This is a genomic window from Nocardia sp. CA-128927, from assembly GCF_050955855.1.
Classification (GTDB): Bacteria; Actinomycetota; Actinomycetes; order Mycobacteriales; family Mycobacteriaceae; genus Nocardia.
The window spans coordinates 4,286,202-4,301,253 of sequence record NZ_CP192087.1 but is presented as its reverse complement, the minus strand read 5'-3'; the positions used below and the strand labels follow the sequence as shown (position 1 = coordinate 4,301,253).

General features: G+C 66.1%; 11 protein-coding genes and 1 pseudogene. 7 read left to right on the top strand and 5 right to left on the bottom strand.

The features are described 5' to 3' along the window. The first annotated feature begins 1 nt into the window (after nt 1). From ACQPW1_RS20315 to fabG, 3 genes are read left to right on the top strand one after another with little or no spacing between them, the layout of a single operon-like run. Nucleotides 2–769 (top strand): ABC transporter ATP-binding protein, encoded by a 768-nt coding sequence (locus ACQPW1_RS20315; RefSeq protein WP_433664260.1) that lies wholly within the window; start codon nt 2–4, stop codon nt 767–769. After that, nucleotides 766–3,123 (top strand): ABC transporter permease, encoded by a 2,358-nt coding sequence (locus ACQPW1_RS20310; RefSeq protein WP_433664259.1) that lies wholly within the window; start codon nt 766–768, stop codon nt 3,121–3,123. The genes ACQPW1_RS20315 and ACQPW1_RS20310 overlap by 4 nt, the downstream gene beginning before the upstream one ends. 17 nt (nt 3,124–3,140) lie before the next feature. Beyond that, nucleotides 3,141–3,845, top strand: a complete 705-nt coding sequence (gene fabG / locus ACQPW1_RS20305) for a 3-oxoacyl-ACP reductase FabG (RefSeq protein ID WP_433664258.1) — start codon at nt 3,141–3,143, stop codon at nt 3,843–3,845. Here the strand turns inward: fabG and ACQPW1_RS20300 are convergent. From ACQPW1_RS20300 to ACQPW1_RS20290, 3 genes are all read right to left on the bottom strand, one after another. Further along, the gene (locus ACQPW1_RS20300) at nt 3,791–4,564 is read right to left on the bottom strand and encodes a response regulator transcription factor (protein ID WP_433664257.1); all 774 of its coding nucleotides are present in this window, start codon (nt 4,562–4,564) and stop codon (nt 3,791–3,793) included. The two genes, fabG and ACQPW1_RS20300, sit on opposite strands and share 55 nt — an antisense overlap. A 263-nt stretch (nt 4,565–4,827) precedes the next feature. Then, nucleotides 4,828–7,017 (bottom strand): aminotransferase class III-fold pyridoxal phosphate-dependent enzyme, encoded by a 2,190-nt coding sequence (locus ACQPW1_RS20295; RefSeq protein WP_433664256.1) that lies wholly within the window; start codon nt 7,015–7,017, stop codon nt 4,828–4,830. Nucleotides 7,018–7,257: 240 nt separating this feature from the next. Then, nucleotides 7,258–7,416, bottom strand: a complete 159-nt coding sequence (locus ACQPW1_RS20290) for a TerD family protein (RefSeq protein WP_433664254.1) — start codon at nt 7,414–7,416, stop codon at nt 7,258–7,260. A gap of 44 nt (nt 7,417–7,460) precedes the next feature. Between ACQPW1_RS20290 and ACQPW1_RS20285 the strand changes: the two genes are divergently transcribed. Continuing rightward, nucleotides 7,461–7,949 carry an adenylate/guanylate cyclase domain-containing protein gene (locus ACQPW1_RS20285; protein ID WP_433664253.1) on the top strand — a complete coding sequence of 163 codons (489 nt, stop codon included), beginning with the start codon at nt 7,461–7,463 and terminating at the stop codon, nt 7,947–7,949. 5 nt (nt 7,950–7,954) lie between these two features. Here ACQPW1_RS20285 and ACQPW1_RS20280 read toward each other — a convergent pair whose 3' ends face one another. Further along, nucleotides 7,955–9,262 (bottom strand): hypothetical protein, encoded by a 1,308-nt coding sequence (locus tag ACQPW1_RS20280; protein ID WP_433664252.1) that lies wholly within the window; start codon nt 9,260–9,262, stop codon nt 7,955–7,957. Nucleotides 9,263–9,749: 487 nt separating this feature from the next. Next, a pseudogene (locus tag ACQPW1_RS20275) lies at nt 9,750–11,176 on the bottom strand (short-chain fatty acyl-CoA regulator family protein). A 154-nt stretch (nt 11,177–11,330) separates the two neighbouring features. On the opposite strand from ACQPW1_RS20275, the gene prpD reads away from it, so the two are divergent. Genes prpD through ACQPW1_RS20260 form a run of 3 tightly spaced genes read left to right on the top strand, consistent with a single transcriptional unit; the run spans nt 11,331 to nt 14,922 of the window. Further along, nucleotides 11,331–12,833: a 2-methylcitrate dehydratase PrpD gene (prpD, locus tag ACQPW1_RS20270; RefSeq protein WP_433664251.1), complete on the top strand. Its 1,503-nt coding sequence runs from the start codon at nt 11,331–11,333 to the stop codon at nt 12,831–12,833. After that, nucleotides 12,833–13,747 carry a methylisocitrate lyase gene (prpB, locus tag ACQPW1_RS20265; RefSeq protein WP_433664250.1) on the top strand — a complete coding sequence of 305 codons (915 nt, stop codon included), beginning with the start codon at nt 12,833–12,835 and terminating at the stop codon, nt 13,745–13,747. Before prpD ends, prpB begins: the two co-directional genes overlap by 1 nt. 23 nt (nt 13,748–13,770) lie before the next feature. Then, a complete protein-coding gene (locus ACQPW1_RS20260; protein ID WP_433665293.1) occupies nt 13,771–14,922 on the top strand; it encodes a bifunctional 2-methylcitrate synthase/citrate synthase in 1,152 nt (383 codons plus the stop codon). Nucleotides 14,923–15,052: the final 130 nt, after the last annotated feature.

Below are 15,052 nucleotides of genomic sequence, written 5' to 3'. Positions count from 1 at the left end.
GATGTTCCACGCCGCCAGCCGAACCGGCCGCGAACACCGCACGACCACCGTGCCCGCGGCATCCACACTCGCGGTGCTGCATGCTGTTTCGAAGACCTTCGGCAGCGGGGACACCGCCGTGCGCGCACTGGCAGCGTTCGACCTGACCATCGCCGCCGGCGAACTGCTTGTGGTACTCGGCCCTTCGGGATCGGGCAAGACCACGTTGCTGAACGTGTTGGGCGGTATCGAAGCCCCGACGTGCGGTGCGATCAGCATCGACGGTCGAGCACTCACCGGTCTCGATGCGAAGGGGCTGTCCGCGCTGCGCCGGGAATCGCTCAGCTTCGTCTATCAGTTCTTCAACCTCGTGCCGACCCTCACCGCCTACGAAAACATCGCCGTACTCGCCGAATTGACCGGCGGTTCGGTCCGATCCCGCGTCGATGCAGTGCTCGCCGAGGTCGGGTTGGCCGACTGCGCGAACCGCTTCCCCGCCCAGCTGTCCGGTGGCCAGCAGCAGCGGGTCGCGATCGCGCGGGCGCTGGTGAACCGGCCGCGGCTACTGCTGTGCGACGAGCCCACGGGCGCACTCGATCTGGATACCGGGCGCAGCGTGCTCACCCTGCTGCAGGATCTGTGTCACCGCGACGATCGCGCCGTCGTGCTCGTCACCCACAACCAGGCCATCGCCGCCATCGCCGACCGGGTGCTGCGCATGTGCTCCGGTCACATCGTCGAAGATGTGCACCAGACCACGCCGCTGGCGGCGAGCGAGGTCTCCTGGTGAATCGGCATCCGACGTTGCGCCGAAAACTGTTGCGTGACATCCGCACCCAGTGGCCGCAGTTCGCCGCGCAGACCGTGATCATCGTGCTCGGAGTCGCGCTGTTCACCGCGTCCTACGGCGCGTACCGAAACCTGACGGCGTCCTATGACGGGACATTCGAGACGGAACGGTTCGCCCACGTCTGGGTCACCGGCGGTGCCTCGACCGTCATTGCGGCGCAGGCGCGCACGGTGCCCGGGGTCGCGGACGCCATCGTGCGCAAGCAGGCCGACCTCCCGCTGCGCGTCGGTGTGGAGAAGTTACGCGGCCGGATCGTCGGCATTCCGCCGGATCGCCCACCCGAGATCAACTCCCCGACCATCCTGTCCGGGCACTATCCGGCCGCGAACGAGATCCTGGTCGAGCATCACATGGCCGAGCACTTCGGGCTACGCGCCGGCGCAACGCTTTCGGTGCTCGGACCCGACGGCTGGCGCGACGTTCCGGTCGCGGGCGTGGCGTCCTCGGCCGAGTACCTCTGGCCCGCGCGCAGCCGACTGGACATGTTCCCGCTGCCCGACAACTTCGGCGTGATCTTCGCGGCCGCGCCATTGGCCGCCGCGGTCGTGCCGGACGCGACGGACCAAACCCTGATCCGATTCGCCGAAACCCCGAACCAGGCCGCGATGGACCGGATTCGGGATCTCGCGAACAGCAACGGTGCGCAGGAGGTACTCGACCGTGCCGACCAACCGTCGAACTGGTTGCTGCGCATGGACATCGACGCGTTCGGGCGCCTCGCCTATCTGTTTCCGCTGCTGTTCCTGAGCGTCGCCGGTCTGGTCGCCTACATCCTGCTGAGCCGGCGGGTGCGGACCGAGCGTCCGGTGATCGGTGTGTTGCTGGCCGGTGGCATGGACCGCGCGACGATCCTCTGGCATTACCTGCAGTACGGCATCGTGGCGGGGCTGGCCGGTGCGGTGAGCGGAATCCTGCTCGGGCTGGCCGGATCCGGTGCACTGAGCAGCATCTATCTGCGGGCGATCGACCTGCCGGAGTCCGCGGCGGTGGTCGAGGTCCTGCCGATCACCCTCCTCGGCGGGCTGGTCTTCGGCGTCGCGGCGGGCGCGCTCGGCGCACTGGCACCGGCGCTGCTCGCGTTCCGCACGCCACCTGCGACGGCGATGCGCGGGCCCGCACCACCCGGTCCCGGCCGAATCAGCCTGCCGGAACGGCTGATTCCAGCGCTGCGCCGACTTCCCGCGCGCTGGCTGCTCGTGCTGCGCAATATCGGCCGCAGTCCGCGACGCACCTGGAGCACGGTACTCGGCACCGCACTCTCGCTGTTGGTCATCCTCACCTCCTGGACGATGCTCGACACCATGGCCGAGGCGTTGGACGTGTCCTTCCATCAGGTCCAAACCGCCGACGCCCGAGTCGATTTCACCACTCCGGTAGACCAGGCTCGCCTGACCGAACTGACCGGCGCCGCCGGTGTCCTTGCCGCCGAACCGATGGTGCAACTGCCGGTCACCATGACCGCGGGCGGCCGTACGTATTCGACCGCACTCATCGCGTTGCCCCGCGACACCACGATGCACGGACTCCGCCCGGTCGCCGGTTCCACCGTGTCCCGCACCGCCGACGGCATTCTGGTCGGCAAGGGCATCCGGCGCCTGCTGCAGGTCGATTCCGGCGCCACGGTCGAGGTGAAAGTGCCTGGCGTGCAGGCTGTCCGGGTACCTATCGCGGGTGTGCTCGATGAACCGATCGGCACCTTCGCCTACCTTTCGCTCGAACAGCTCGACGCGCTCGCGGGTGCGCAGGTCCCGGTCAACTCGGCGCTGCTGCGGCTCGCGCCGGGCACCGATCCCGATCACCTCCGGCGCGAGCTGTCCGGCCGCCCCGGTGTCGCGGCTTACGAGGATCTGGCCGAGCTGAACCGGCTGATCGACCGCTACGCCGGATTCTTCTTCGTGTTCGTCGGCGTGATGCTGGGATTAGGCGGCGTGATGGCCTTCTCGATCATTTTCACCACCATGTCAATCAATATCGTCGAGCGGCGTCGCGAGGTCGGCGTGCTGCGCGCGGGCGGCATGCCACCGGGGATGGTCGCGCGCCTGATCACCGGCGAGAACCTGCTGATGACCCTGCTCGGTATCGCGCCAGGCCTCGTGCTCGGGGTGCTCGGCGGCCACGAGTTCCTGTCCACCTACACAAACGACCAGTTCCAACTCGAGCTGGTCGTCCGGCCGGGCACGCTCGGCATCGCGACGCTCGTGATTCTGGCCGTCGCCACCGTGTCGCTACTGCCCGGGCTGCGTGCCGTGCGCGGCCTCGACCTCGCCGCGATCATTCGCGAACGGTCCGACTGAGCCGCGGAGGTGTGCTGATGAACCATTCCGCCTTCGTCACCGGCGGCAACCGCGGCATCGGCCTGGCCATCGCCCGCGAGCTCGCGGGCCGAGGCAAACCAGTGGCGGTGTCGCTGCGTTCGGGTGCGCCGCCGGACGGATTGTTCGGTGTGCCTTGCGATGTCACCGACGAGCGACAGGTCGATCTCGCGTTCGCCGCGATCGAGCAGGATCTCGGCCCGGTCGACGTGCTGGTCGCCAATGCGGGTATCACCAAGGACGTGCTGCTCGCGTCGATGACCGAGGCCGACTTCGCGTCCGTGGTGGACACCAACCTGGTCGGCACCTTCCGGGTGATCAACCGGGCGGCCCGGACCATGATTCGACAGCGGCGCGGCCGGATCATCCTGGTGTCGTCGGTGACGGCACTGCTCGGTTCGGCAGGGCAGACGAACTACGCGGCATCCAAGGCGGGCATGATCGGCCTGGCGCGGTCCCTGGTGCGCGAACTCGGCGCCCGCAACATCACCGTCAACGTTGTCGCGCCGGGCTTCGTGGACACCGACATGACGGCTTCGCTGACCCCACAGTGGCGGGCGGAGGTCACCAAGAAGATTCCGCTCGGCCGCATCGCCCGTGCCGCCGAGATCGCGCGGGTCGTGGCCTTTCTCGCCAGTGACGACGCGGGTTACATCACCGGCGCGGTGATTCCGGTGGACGGCGGGCTCGGCATGGGCCACTGACGACCGCGGTGCAGTCCGTTGGCCTGCTGTGGCGCGTGGGCCTGCCCGTTGCCCGCGCTGTCGTCGAGCAGCGCGATCAGTCCGGTCTCATAGGCCACCGCGACGGCCTGCCCCCGCGTCCCGACCGCTAGTTTCTGCAGCACGTGATGCACGTGGCTGCGCACGGTTGTCGCCGAAACCGAAAGCTGCCGTGCGATTTCCGCGTTGGAACGGCCGTGGGCGAGCAGTCCGAGGACCTCGGCCTCGCGGCGAGTCAGGCTCCCGGCAACCTGGATGTCCAGGTTCCGGGTAACGCTGGAGGCGACGACGTGGTCGAGGCCACCGACGATCTGCGGCGGCACCACCAGCCGATTGCCCACCGCGACAACGCGAATGGCGCACAGCAGCTCGAACGGCGAGCAGCCCGAGGACAGCAATGCGCGCACTCCGGTCCGAACAAGCTTGACCGCGCGGGCCACGTCCTCCTCCGTCATCACCATGATGACCTTCGAGGCCGCGACGATTTCCGCCAGGCGATGTTTTCCTTCGACCGCACCGACGAGCAATACGACGTCCGGTGCGTGTGCCTTGATGGCGCCGATAAGGCTGTGCCCACCGGCGACATCGTCGACGACATCAATATCGGGCTCGCGATCGAATTGCACGCACAGACCCGAACGCATCAAGGCACTGTCCGCGCAGACCACCAAGCGAATGGTCACCGGTCTGCGCGCCGACATGTCCGATCCTCGGCAATCGCTCACCGATCCGAAGATCGGTGCCGCAACGGTAATCGTGCCGCGAAGTTGCGGTGCACGCCATTGCACTTGATCAGTTCCCTTGCGTGACAAAACATCTCACGCTCCTATCAGTCCTGGACTGTTAACCAGGGTAGCACGTAAATGTTGTATAAATACCTTGTTTCATCCGTAATATCTTGTGCAAATCAACGATTCTTCATGTGCACACTGTCGATTTACCGAAGACCGCTTCGGCGCCATTCTCAAACGGGCGTCCTATCCTTTCGGTCACCATAGCCCTCACGCACCCGGAGTAGCGTGGCGGCAATTTCGCGACCTGCCGTGCCCACTAATGAGCTCAGCGTTGTGCGATCCACGGTCCAGCGTGGCAGCCGTTCGAGAAACTCGCCGACCTCGGCCATCGCCGCGATCACCTCGGCCGCGCCATCGCCGGCCGTGCTCGGCGCGATCCGCATTTGCAAAGTAATTGCACCGCAACGCTTTCCGATAAGGCGCGCGACTACCGCCTCCGCGTAATTCTGCACCGACGGCCGCGGCCGCGCGCCGATCGCGCGCGGCGAAAGCACCAGCCTGCCCAGCAATCCGACCCGCCGATAACCCGAGAAGAGTGGAGATCGCGCCGCCCGACGGAACATCGCGTCCATGGCCGCCGCGATGTCGGCGGCCGACTGCCGGTCGTGCTCGGCCGCTTCGACCGCCGCGCGGGCGAGTCCGGCGGCCATGTCGTTGCGGTAGTGCGTGCGCAGCCAATGCGCCATATCAGGTGCCGCGCGGGACATCTGCTCGAAGACCTGGGCCGAGATCATCGCCGCCCCGATCGGGACCAGCGCATCACTGAGCGCCTTGGACAGCGCAACCAGGTCCGGCCGGAAGCCACGACCGGTACAGGTCAGGAAGTTATCGATATCGCATCGCCAGAAACCGGTGAACACCTCGTCGACGCCGACCAGAAAGCCGCCGGGCCCGCGCCGGTGCTCGATCTCGTCCAGCGCCGATTGCGGTATCTCGACGCAGTCGTAGCCTTGCACGAGCTCCAGCCAGACCAGGGCGATATCGTTGCGGCGCAGCGCTCGTCGCAGCCCATCGAGGTCGTCGATGTCGACCTCGAGCACCTCGACCGGGTACGGGCTGAAGGCATGCTCATCCCGGTCGCGGAAGAACGAACTCGTCCTGCTCAAGGCCAGCGACATCGGGCCCTTGCCGGAATAGTTTCCGCGACAGGTGATCACCGTCGCGCGACCGGGCCGACAGCACAGGGCGGCAAGTATCGCGCTGTCGACCGCGCTCTGCCCGCTCACCGCGGGGAGCATGATCGGCAATCCGGTCAGCTGCGCCAACTTCGCTTCCAGCCTGGGGGTTTCGTCGCCGTCCGAGCCCGCCGTCAGAATTGCCTCGGGCGACTGCACGTTGTGCCCGCGGAACGCGGGACCGGTGCCGGAAGCCAGGTCGGTGTAGGTGCGCGCGCCGAGCCGGTACGTGACGCCGTCGGCATGGTCGAAGGTCAGATTGATGGCCGCGAGATCGATCGCCCGGGTCTGCCAGGTGTTGCTGTGCATGCGCAGCCGCGCGCTGCGGGCAAATCTGTTGCGCCGCATCCGCTCTATCGCCGCGCGCTCGTGCCGATCCGTCGGCCGCCAGCGCATCAAAGTCTCGGACAGCATGTGCATTGCCAGTCCGTTGCCGCCGAAGGTCGACACGTGCGCGATGCTGTCCATCGTGTTGTTCCACAGCGCGAACATCTCGCGAGTGAACGACACAGTGCCACAGGGCATCTCACTGTCGGCGCCGACCTCACCCAGGAACACCAGGTCGGCCACGGCCACCGATCCGCGGAGCGTATCGAGTGCGGCTTCGTCGCCGAGCAGACCCAAGGCCACCACGGCTCCGCGCGCGCGTGCGTGCGTGAGCTCGATCCGCACCGACGCCATCTCGACCTGCGTAATACCGTCGGTAACAACGACATACGATTCCCAGTCCGCGCCGAGCCGACGCAGAAACTCCTCGACGGTGCCGACAATCACCATGCCGTCCGCGACCACCGCTTGCAACCCGGGCACCGCGTGCCCGAATGCGTATCGCGCGGTCCCGGTCGAGTCGAGCACCAGAATGCGGCATGCCCCGGCGCCGCCGCCACGATTATGCCGGTTGCGCAGGTACTTCCCCACCGTACCCAGTGCCTCCACACCGGAATTCACGAATACCGAATGCCATGCGGTTCCGGTGACATCGCCACGACTGAACATCCGGTGCAGCAGATAGGCCGCCACGGCACCGTCCGGCGGCACATAGGTGCTCGCCAGCACCATGTTCGGCGACTTCGCCGCGACCCGCTCGGCCAACACCTCCCGCACCCGGCCGTAGTCACCGGAAAACGCGGTCACAATGTGCGGTCGCGCCCACCGCGAGCCCCCCGGAGCCACACCAGCCGACATCGCCACGCTCCTCGCCGAACTCGATAGAAATACAGCGGCCACCGACAGCGCCACCCGCCCACTGATACCGGGCATGATCAAGTCCAGCCAGAATACCGCCGAAAACCCCGCCCTTTCATCGGTCGAACGCTGATATGAATATCAACGCTTGTCGGATATCCCTCGCATCGGACCGGCCGCAAATGAATTACGTGACAACCGAATCCAGCTGTTCCCTACGCCCTGCTCGCCACCACGATCTCATTCGTCCACGTCGACTCCGTATCCGCGCGCCAGGGTGGCCAGGTCGGTGGTGTATCCCTGACCCACCGCACGCAGCCGCCAGACGTCGCCGCGCAGATAGATCTCTGCGAGCAGCAAAGTTCGCTCCTCGGTCGCCGCATCAAGCGTTGATCGCACGGCGGTGCTCGCCTCGCTGCCCGGCGCGGTTTCGCATGGTGGCGATGCTCAACGACATGTTCGCCGCGGTCGTCCACTGCGTCGGCGCCGAAGGCGGATGGGTGAACAAGTTCGAGGGCGACGCCGCGCTCTGCGTATTCGGCCCACCCGACAACAACATCGGGCATGCCGCCGCTGTCTTGCGCGCAGCGCGATCGCTGCAAATCGCACTGATCGCGCTCGCCGAGAAGTATCCCGAACTCGATGCCGCGATCGGGGTGGCCTCCGGAGTCGTCGTGGCAGGCAATATCGGCGCCGAGCACCGCTACGAATACACCGTCATCGGCGACCCGGTGAACGTCGCCGCCCGTCTGACCGAACGCGCGAAGACCGTACCCGAACGGATACTGGTCGCACACGACACGATCGCCGACGCCGCCGACGAGGCTCGATGGTGGCAGCCGCACGAAACGTTGATGCTGCGCGGCCGCTCTACGCCGACGAAGACTTTCACCCCGGTCCCGGCCCACGATCCGACCGGGGCGCGCGCCTGAGTCCGCTACTCGAGGATCGCCGTGAGCCCGTACTCCGCGAGCACCTGCTGGACCACTTTGGCGAGTTGCTCGGCGTCGACCAGCTTCGGCGGGTGAAAACCGTTGGCGCGCAGTGTGATTTCCCCGGCGGATTCGAAGAGCGAAACGTAGAGGTTGCCACCGCGTTCGGTCAGCACGGTCCGCGAGTCGAGGCTCTGATTGACCAGGCCGAGCCTGATCGTCGAGGCCGGGTGGCCGTCGATGCAGAGCATCGCAGGGTCGATTTCACCGAGGTTGGAACATACCGAGACGGTCGCGTCGGCGGCGACCTTGCGCACCAGCACGGCGAACAAAACACGCGGTAGCGCGACCGCGATCGGAATCAGCGGTGCGGCGGGCTGTCCCGTGGTGACGGCCGCACTCAGCTTCTCCTTGATCAGGGCACGCAACGGGGCCAGGTCGGTGAGTGCTCCGTCACGAAGGTCCACCTCGAAGTCGATGGAAGCCAAGGCATTCGCGCGACGGTCCTCGTCGCTGCGGGTGCTGACCGGCATGATCATGCGAGCCAGCCCTTGTTCGTCGGTGCGACCGATCTCGGTGGCGATTGCCGCGGTCACCGCGACCGCCAACGTGGTCGCGGATCCGCCTCGGGCCCGGGCGGCCGCGTGCCATTGCGCCGCCGGAACTGTCGCGTCGACCGTCGGCAGGCGGAAATTCCGGTCGTCCACGTCGCTCTGGGCTTTGGTGTCGCCGCGCCGGGAAACGGCCAACTGCGCCGCCAGCCCGACGGCTTTCAGCAACGCCCCGCCACGTCGCGCGGCATCGCGAAAATCGCCGGACAGCAATCGCATCCGACCGAATTCATCGGACGAATAACGGACGTCGAAAGCCTTCCCCGCGACCGCCTCCGCGATCGCGTCACAGAACGCGAGACCATCAGCGATTGTGTGCGAAGCAAGCAGCGATACTGCACTTTCGCCGTTGTCGCAGTTGACCACCGACAACCGCCACGCAGGGCCGCCGAAAGTATGCAACTCCGCGCGCCCTTGCTCGACGATCCACGTCTCTAGATCCGCACGCGGAATGGGCGTCTCCGCGACCTCGAGCGGGGCGAATTCGGCTCGCGCACTCCACCGGTCACCTGCGGCAGGAATCATCGCAGCCACGACCACCCGCCCCAACCTGCCGGTTCGCAATGCCGCGTGAAATTCCGTCAGGGCGGCCATATCCACCGCACAGTCGTAACGCCAGACCGCCTGTATCGCCAAGGTCCCACCGAGCGCGGAATGCCCCCGCGCACTGACACAATCGATGTCGCCGAGACGGTACGCCATGGTAAATCTCCCTCGAATTGCCGCAGCAGCTACAGCGGTGCGGACTGCCGGACCCGGACATTACATCCGGCCCGGCAGCCCTGCGGTCAACCCTGTATCGGTGGGACAGCCCATTCCGCATCAACTCGAGTGATTTCCCTCATTCGGTGGCGGATTAGTTCACGAGATGATCGGCATACCGCACAATGGCAGCGAGAGCATCCTGAAATCAACGGGGTCGCCCGATCTCCCGAGCAGATGTCGGGCTCATCACCGAGATCCTGGGAAAGGGACGACTGGAGCGCGGCTATCAGCCCGACTTTCCGCTGCTGACGGTGGCCCGCAACCCCGGTCGATTCGGGCTCAGCCGCCCGTCCCGCCCCGGGGTGCCGATGCCGGACCCGTTCTGGCTACCCACTCCCAAGATGGTATTCGACTGGCACCGAGCCGGTTTGGGCCATTTCTTCCGCTACCACCTGCGCTGAAGAGTCCTGGACAAGCGAAGCGCTCAGCCGCGTTGGTCGCTCGGGGTGTACGGGATGTTGAGGGCGTTGTTCTCGTCGACGCGGATGGGGCGGCCGAGTTGGGGGAAGGCGCGTTGGGCGCAGGTGGGGCGTTCGCATACTTTGCAGCCGGGGCCGATCGGGATGGCGGTGCTCGGGTCGTCGATCGGGAGTCCGTGGGAGTAGACGAGTTTGTGGGCGTAGCTGAGGTCGCAGCCGAGGCCGATGGCGAAGTCGCGTTTGGGTGAGAGGTAGCCGGGGGTGCTCTCGTCGGTGGTGCGGGCCAGCCAGAGGTAGCGGCGGCCGTCGGGCATCTGTGCGATCTGGGTGCGGATCCGCCCTGGCGTGCCGAAGGCCTCGTGGACAACCCACAGTGGGCAACTTCCGCCGACGCGCGAGAAGTGGAATGCGGTGGCGGACTGGCGTTTCGAGATGTTCCCGGCCCGGTCGGTGCGGACGAACAGGAACGGGACACCACGTCGACCGGAACGCTGCAGGGTGGACAAGCGGTGGCTGACGGTTTCGAAGCCGACCTCGAACTTCGTCGACAGCAGATCGATGTCGTAGCGCAGCGCTTCCGCGGCGTCGTGAAAAGCGGTGTAGGGCAGGATGAGTGCCCCGGCGAAGTAGTTGGCCAGCCCGACCCGCAGCAGGCCGCGTGATTGTGCGGCAAGCGAATCGGCGCGCGCGATGATCGCGTCGATGGTGTCGGCGTGGGTGAGGAACGCCAACTGGGTCGCGAGCTGAAAAGCGCGCTGCCCGGCCGAAAGTCGTCGCGCGAGGGTGAGGATCCGGGTGCCTGGATCGAAAGTACGTTTCGGGCCGGGCTGATCGGGATCATCGGTCCTGATCGAGACCGCGATGTCGTGTTCCTCGCGCAGCAGTCTGGTCAGCTGTAGATCCAGCCCACCGAGTGTGAATCCGCGCCGGGTGAACAGTTCTTCGGCGGCGGCATCCAGGTCGGGGATGTGGTTGCGATTGTCGTAGAAGAAGTCTCGAACATCCTCGTACGGCATGCCGATACCCGAGCCGTCGGCATGGGTATCGATACCGGCGGAAACACGTTCGAGCTGTTCGGTGGCGCCACGCAGCCGACGGTGCATGCCGACCAGCACCCGCGCCGCGGCGGGGATCCGGGAAACGAGTTCATCGATCTCCGTGGTCGTGATGGTCGCACCATCCGGATCCTCGGCGAAGACTTCCTGAAGGTCGGCGAGCAGCCGCGCATCGGTGTCGGCGGCGAAGAACTGCATGTCCAGATCGAAGGTCGAGTTGAGCCGCAGCAGCACCGGCACGGTCAGCGGCCGCTGGTCGTCTCCAGCTGATTGATGTAGCTGATCGAGAGCCCGAGCGTCGTGGCCATCCCGGTCTGGGTCAGCCCCCGTTGCTCACGCAGCGCCCGCAGCCGACCGCCCGCGTACATCTTCTGCATAACCCGAAATCTAGCACCACCGTCTTACACAACTTCCACAACTTTGCAGATTACCTTCCACAAATATAGGCATTTGCGAGGTGTTTCCGCTGTGAACCGTTGTGTGTAGCGTGCGAAATAGCACGCATGAATCGATGTCTGGAGGATTTCAACGGTGAAGAATCATCTCGTTCGCACCCACCGCTCCGCCGAGCAGTTCCCCCGCGACGAACACCTCGCGTGGCGCATCGCCGAGGTCGCCACCGACCCGGTCGAGGTGGCGCCTGAAACGGCGGAGATGATCATCAACCGGATCATCGACAACGCCTCGGTCGCGGCGGCCTCGCTGACCCGCCGCCCGGTCGCCAATGCCCGCGCCCAAGCACAGGCGCACCCCTACCAGCCGGGTGCGGCTGTCTTCGGTGTCGGCGGCAGCTACTCCCCCGAGTGGGCCGCCTGGGCCAACGGCGTCGCGGTGCGTGAACTCGATTTCCACGACACCTTCCTCGCCGCGGAGTACTCCCACCCCGGCGACAACATCCCGCCGATCCTGGCCGTCGCCCAGCACGCCGGCCGCACCGGCCGGGACCTGATCCGCGGCCTGGCCACCGGATACGAGATCCAGATCGACCTGGTGCGCGCGATCTGCCTGCACGAGCACAAGATCGACCACGTCGCCCACCTCGGCCCATCCGCGGCGGCCGGCATCGGCACCCTGCTCGGCCTCGACGCCGAGACCATCTACCAGGCCGTCGGCCAGGCGCTGCACACCACGACCGCGACCCGGCAGTCACGCAAGGGCGAGATCTCCAGTTGGAAGGCCTACGCACCGGCGTTCGCGGGCAAGATGGCCGTCGAGGCCGTCGACCGCGCGCTGCGCGGCGAGGGCGCGCCGTCGCCGATCTGGGAGGGCGAGGACGGGGTGATCGCCTGGCTGCTCGGCGGTCCGAACAAGGAGTACTCGGTCCCGCTGCCCGGCCCCGGCGAGCCCAAGCGGGCCATCCTGGACTCCTACACCAAGGAACATTCCGCGGAGTACCAGAGCCAGGCACCGATCGACCTGGCCCGCCGGATGCGCGACCAGATCGGCGATCTCGACCAGATCGCCTCGATCGTGCTGCACACCAGCCATCACACGCACGTCGTCATCGGCACCGGCTCCGGTGACCCGCAGAAGTTCGACCCGACGGCCTCGCGCGAGACCCTGGACCACTCGGTGATGTACATCTTCGCGGTCGCGTTGCAGGACGGAACCTGGCACCACGAGCGGTCTTACGCGCCGGAGCGGGCGCAGCGGCCCGACACCGTCGAGCTGTGGCGCAAGATCTCCACCGCCGAGGATCCCGAGTGGACCCGGCGCTACCACTCCACCGACCCTGCGGAGAAGGCATTCGGCGCACGTGCCGAGGTCACCTTGAAGAGCGGTGAGGTGATCGTCGATGAGCTCGCGATCGCCGACGCGCACCCGCTCGGCGCGCGTCCGTTCGCCCGCGAGCAGTACATCGCGAAGTTCCGCACGCTCGCCGAGGGCGTCATCGCGCCGGCCGAGCAGGATCGCTTCCTCGAAGTCGCCCAGCGCACAGCCGAACTCAATGCCGCTGAGCTTTCTCAGCTGTCGTTCACCGTGTCCGACGAGGTCCTCGCGCGGGCGCCGCAACTGCCGAAGGGGCTGTTCTGATGAGTGGACTGATTGCCGCGGACACCTCGGCCGCCGACAAGCGTGTGGCCTTCCGTGCGGGTTTGACTTCGGGTTCGATTCAGCGGTTCCCCGGCGCGTTCAATCCGTTGGTGGCCAAGCTGATTCAGGAGATCGGGTTCGAGGGAGTCTATGTCTCCGGTGCGGTGATCTCCGCCGATCTCGCGCTGCCCGATATCGGGCTGACCACGCTCACCGAGGTTTCCGAGCGTGGGCAGCAGATCGCACGGGTGACCGAACTGCCGGTGCTCATCGACGCCGACACCGGTTTCGGTGAACCGATGAGTGCGGCGCGCACCGTGACCGTGCTCGAGGATGCCGGGATCGCGGGTTGTCACTTCGAAGACCAGGTCAATCCGAAACGCTGCGGCCACCTCGACGGTAAGGCCGTGGTGCCGACCGAGGAGATGGTGCGCAGGTTGCGGGCAGCCGTATCCGCAAGGCGGGAGCCGAATTTCGTGATCTGCGCGCGCACCGATGCCGCGGGGATCGAGGGGATCGACGCCGCCATCGAACGCGCCAAAGACTATGCCGACGCCGGAGCGGACCTTATCTTCGTCGAAGCGTTGATCACTGAAGACGATTTCGCGAAGTTCCGTGCCGCCGTCTCGATTCCGTTGCTGGCCAACATGACCGAGTTCGGCAAGTCCGAGCTGCTGACGGCGAAGACCTTGGAGTCGATCGGCTACAACGCGGTGATCTACCCCGTTTCCACACTGCGCCTGGCGATGTGGGCTGCCGAGAACGGGTTGCGCGAGATCTTCGCCGAGGGTACCCAGTCCGGTCTGCTCGATCGGATGCAGCCGCGCAGTCGGCTCTACGAACTGTTGCAGTACGAGCGCTACAACGAATTCGATTCCGAAGTCTTCAATTTCAGCTTGGGAAGGGACCAGTGACTACAGCATCGCATCGCGATTCGATGAGGGGTGGTGGCCGGGCGACGGGTGGGCCGGAGACCGCCGTACCGACGATCTACAAAGGTCTTGCCGGTGTCGTCGTGGACACCACTGCCGTCTCAAAGGTGGTGCCGGAAACCAACTCGCTGACCTACCGCGGCTACGCCGTGCAGGATCTGGCCGAACACTGCGGCTTCGAGGAAGTCGCCTACCTGCTGTGGTACGGCGAGTTGCCCAATGCCGCTCAGCTGGAACGGTTCTGCCAGCAGGAACGCGCCTCGCGCCGCGCGGATCGGTCGCTGCTGTCGCTCGTGACGAAGATGCCCGACAACTGCCACCCGATGGATGTCGTGCGCACCGCGATCAGCTACCTCGGTGCCGAGGACCCCGCCGCAGAGGACAACAGCCCGGCGGCCAACCGCGCCAAGGCATTACGGATGATGGCGGTACTGCCGACCATCGTCGCGGCCGACCACCGCCGCCGCCACGGCCAAGACCCGATCGCGCCGCACTCACATCTCGGCTTCGCCGAGAACTTCTTGAACATGTGCTTCGGCAAGATCCCGTCCCGAGAACTGGTGCACGCGTTCGAGGTCTCGCTGATCCTTTACGCCGAGCACAGTTTCAACGCTTCGACCTTCGCCGCCCGCGTGGTCACCTCGACCATGTCCGACGTCTACAGCGCGGTGACCGCGGCCATCGGCGCGCTCAAGGGCCCGCTGCACGGCGGCGCCAACGAGGCGGTCATGCACGACATGATCGCGATCGACGATCCCGCCCTGGCCGAGCAGTGGCTGCGCAACAAGCTCGCCAAGAAGGAAAAGGTGATGGGCTTCGGGCACCGGGTCTACAAGAACGGCGACTCCCGGGTACCGACGATGCAGAAGGCCTTCGTCGACATCGCCGCCGCCACCGACGGTCACAAGTGGGTCCGGATGTACGAGATCCTCGAGCGCACCATGAACGAAGCAACCGGCATCAAACCCAACCTCGACTTCCCCACCGGCCCCGCCTACTACCTCCTCGGCTTCGACATCGAGGTCTTCACCCCCATCTTCGTGATGAGCCGAATCACCGGCTGGGCCGCACACATCATCGAACAGAGCGAATCCAACGCCCTCATCCGCCCCCTAAGCGAATACGTCGGCGTACCCCAACGCCCACTCCTCGCCTGACAGAACAGTCGAATAGCCCCGGGAGCTGACTATGGCCTGGGCTTCGATTGGGGGCGGGTCGCACCCTCCGCGATGAACTAACGTGTGTTGGTGAAGGGGCCCTTCGGATCTTGCTGTGGATGTGGAGTTC

What these genes read in the sequence shown, in the direction of transcription:
- ACQPW1_RS20260 (WP_433665293.1), top strand. Translation starts at nt 13,771, where the DNA reads ATGAGGGGTGGTGGCCGGGCGACGGGTGGGCCGGAGACCGCCGTACCG.
- ACQPW1_RS20295 (WP_433664256.1), bottom strand. Translation starts at nt 7,017, where the DNA reads ATGTCGGCTGGTGTGGCTCCGGGGGGCTCGCGGTGGGCGCGACCGCAC.
- ACQPW1_RS20315 (WP_433664260.1), top strand. Translation starts at nt 2, where the DNA reads ATGTTCCACGCCGCCAGCCGAACCGGCCGCGAACACCGCACGACCACC.
- ACQPW1_RS20285 (WP_433664253.1), top strand. Translation starts at nt 7,461, where the DNA reads ATGCTCAACGACATGTTCGCCGCGGTCGTCCACTGCGTCGGCGCCGAA.
- ACQPW1_RS20280 (WP_433664252.1), bottom strand. Translation starts at nt 9,262, where the DNA reads ATGGCGTACCGTCTCGGCGACATCGATTGTGTCAGTGCGCGGGGGCAT.
- prpB (WP_433664250.1), top strand. Translation starts at nt 12,833, where the DNA reads ATGAGTGGACTGATTGCCGCGGACACCTCGGCCGCCGACAAGCGTGTG.
- fabG (WP_433664258.1), top strand. Translation starts at nt 3,141, where the DNA reads ATGAACCATTCCGCCTTCGTCACCGGCGGCAACCGCGGCATCGGCCTG.
- ACQPW1_RS20300 (WP_433664257.1), bottom strand. Translation starts at nt 4,564, where the DNA reads ATGTCGGCGCGCAGACCGGTGACCATTCGCTTGGTGGTCTGCGCGGAC.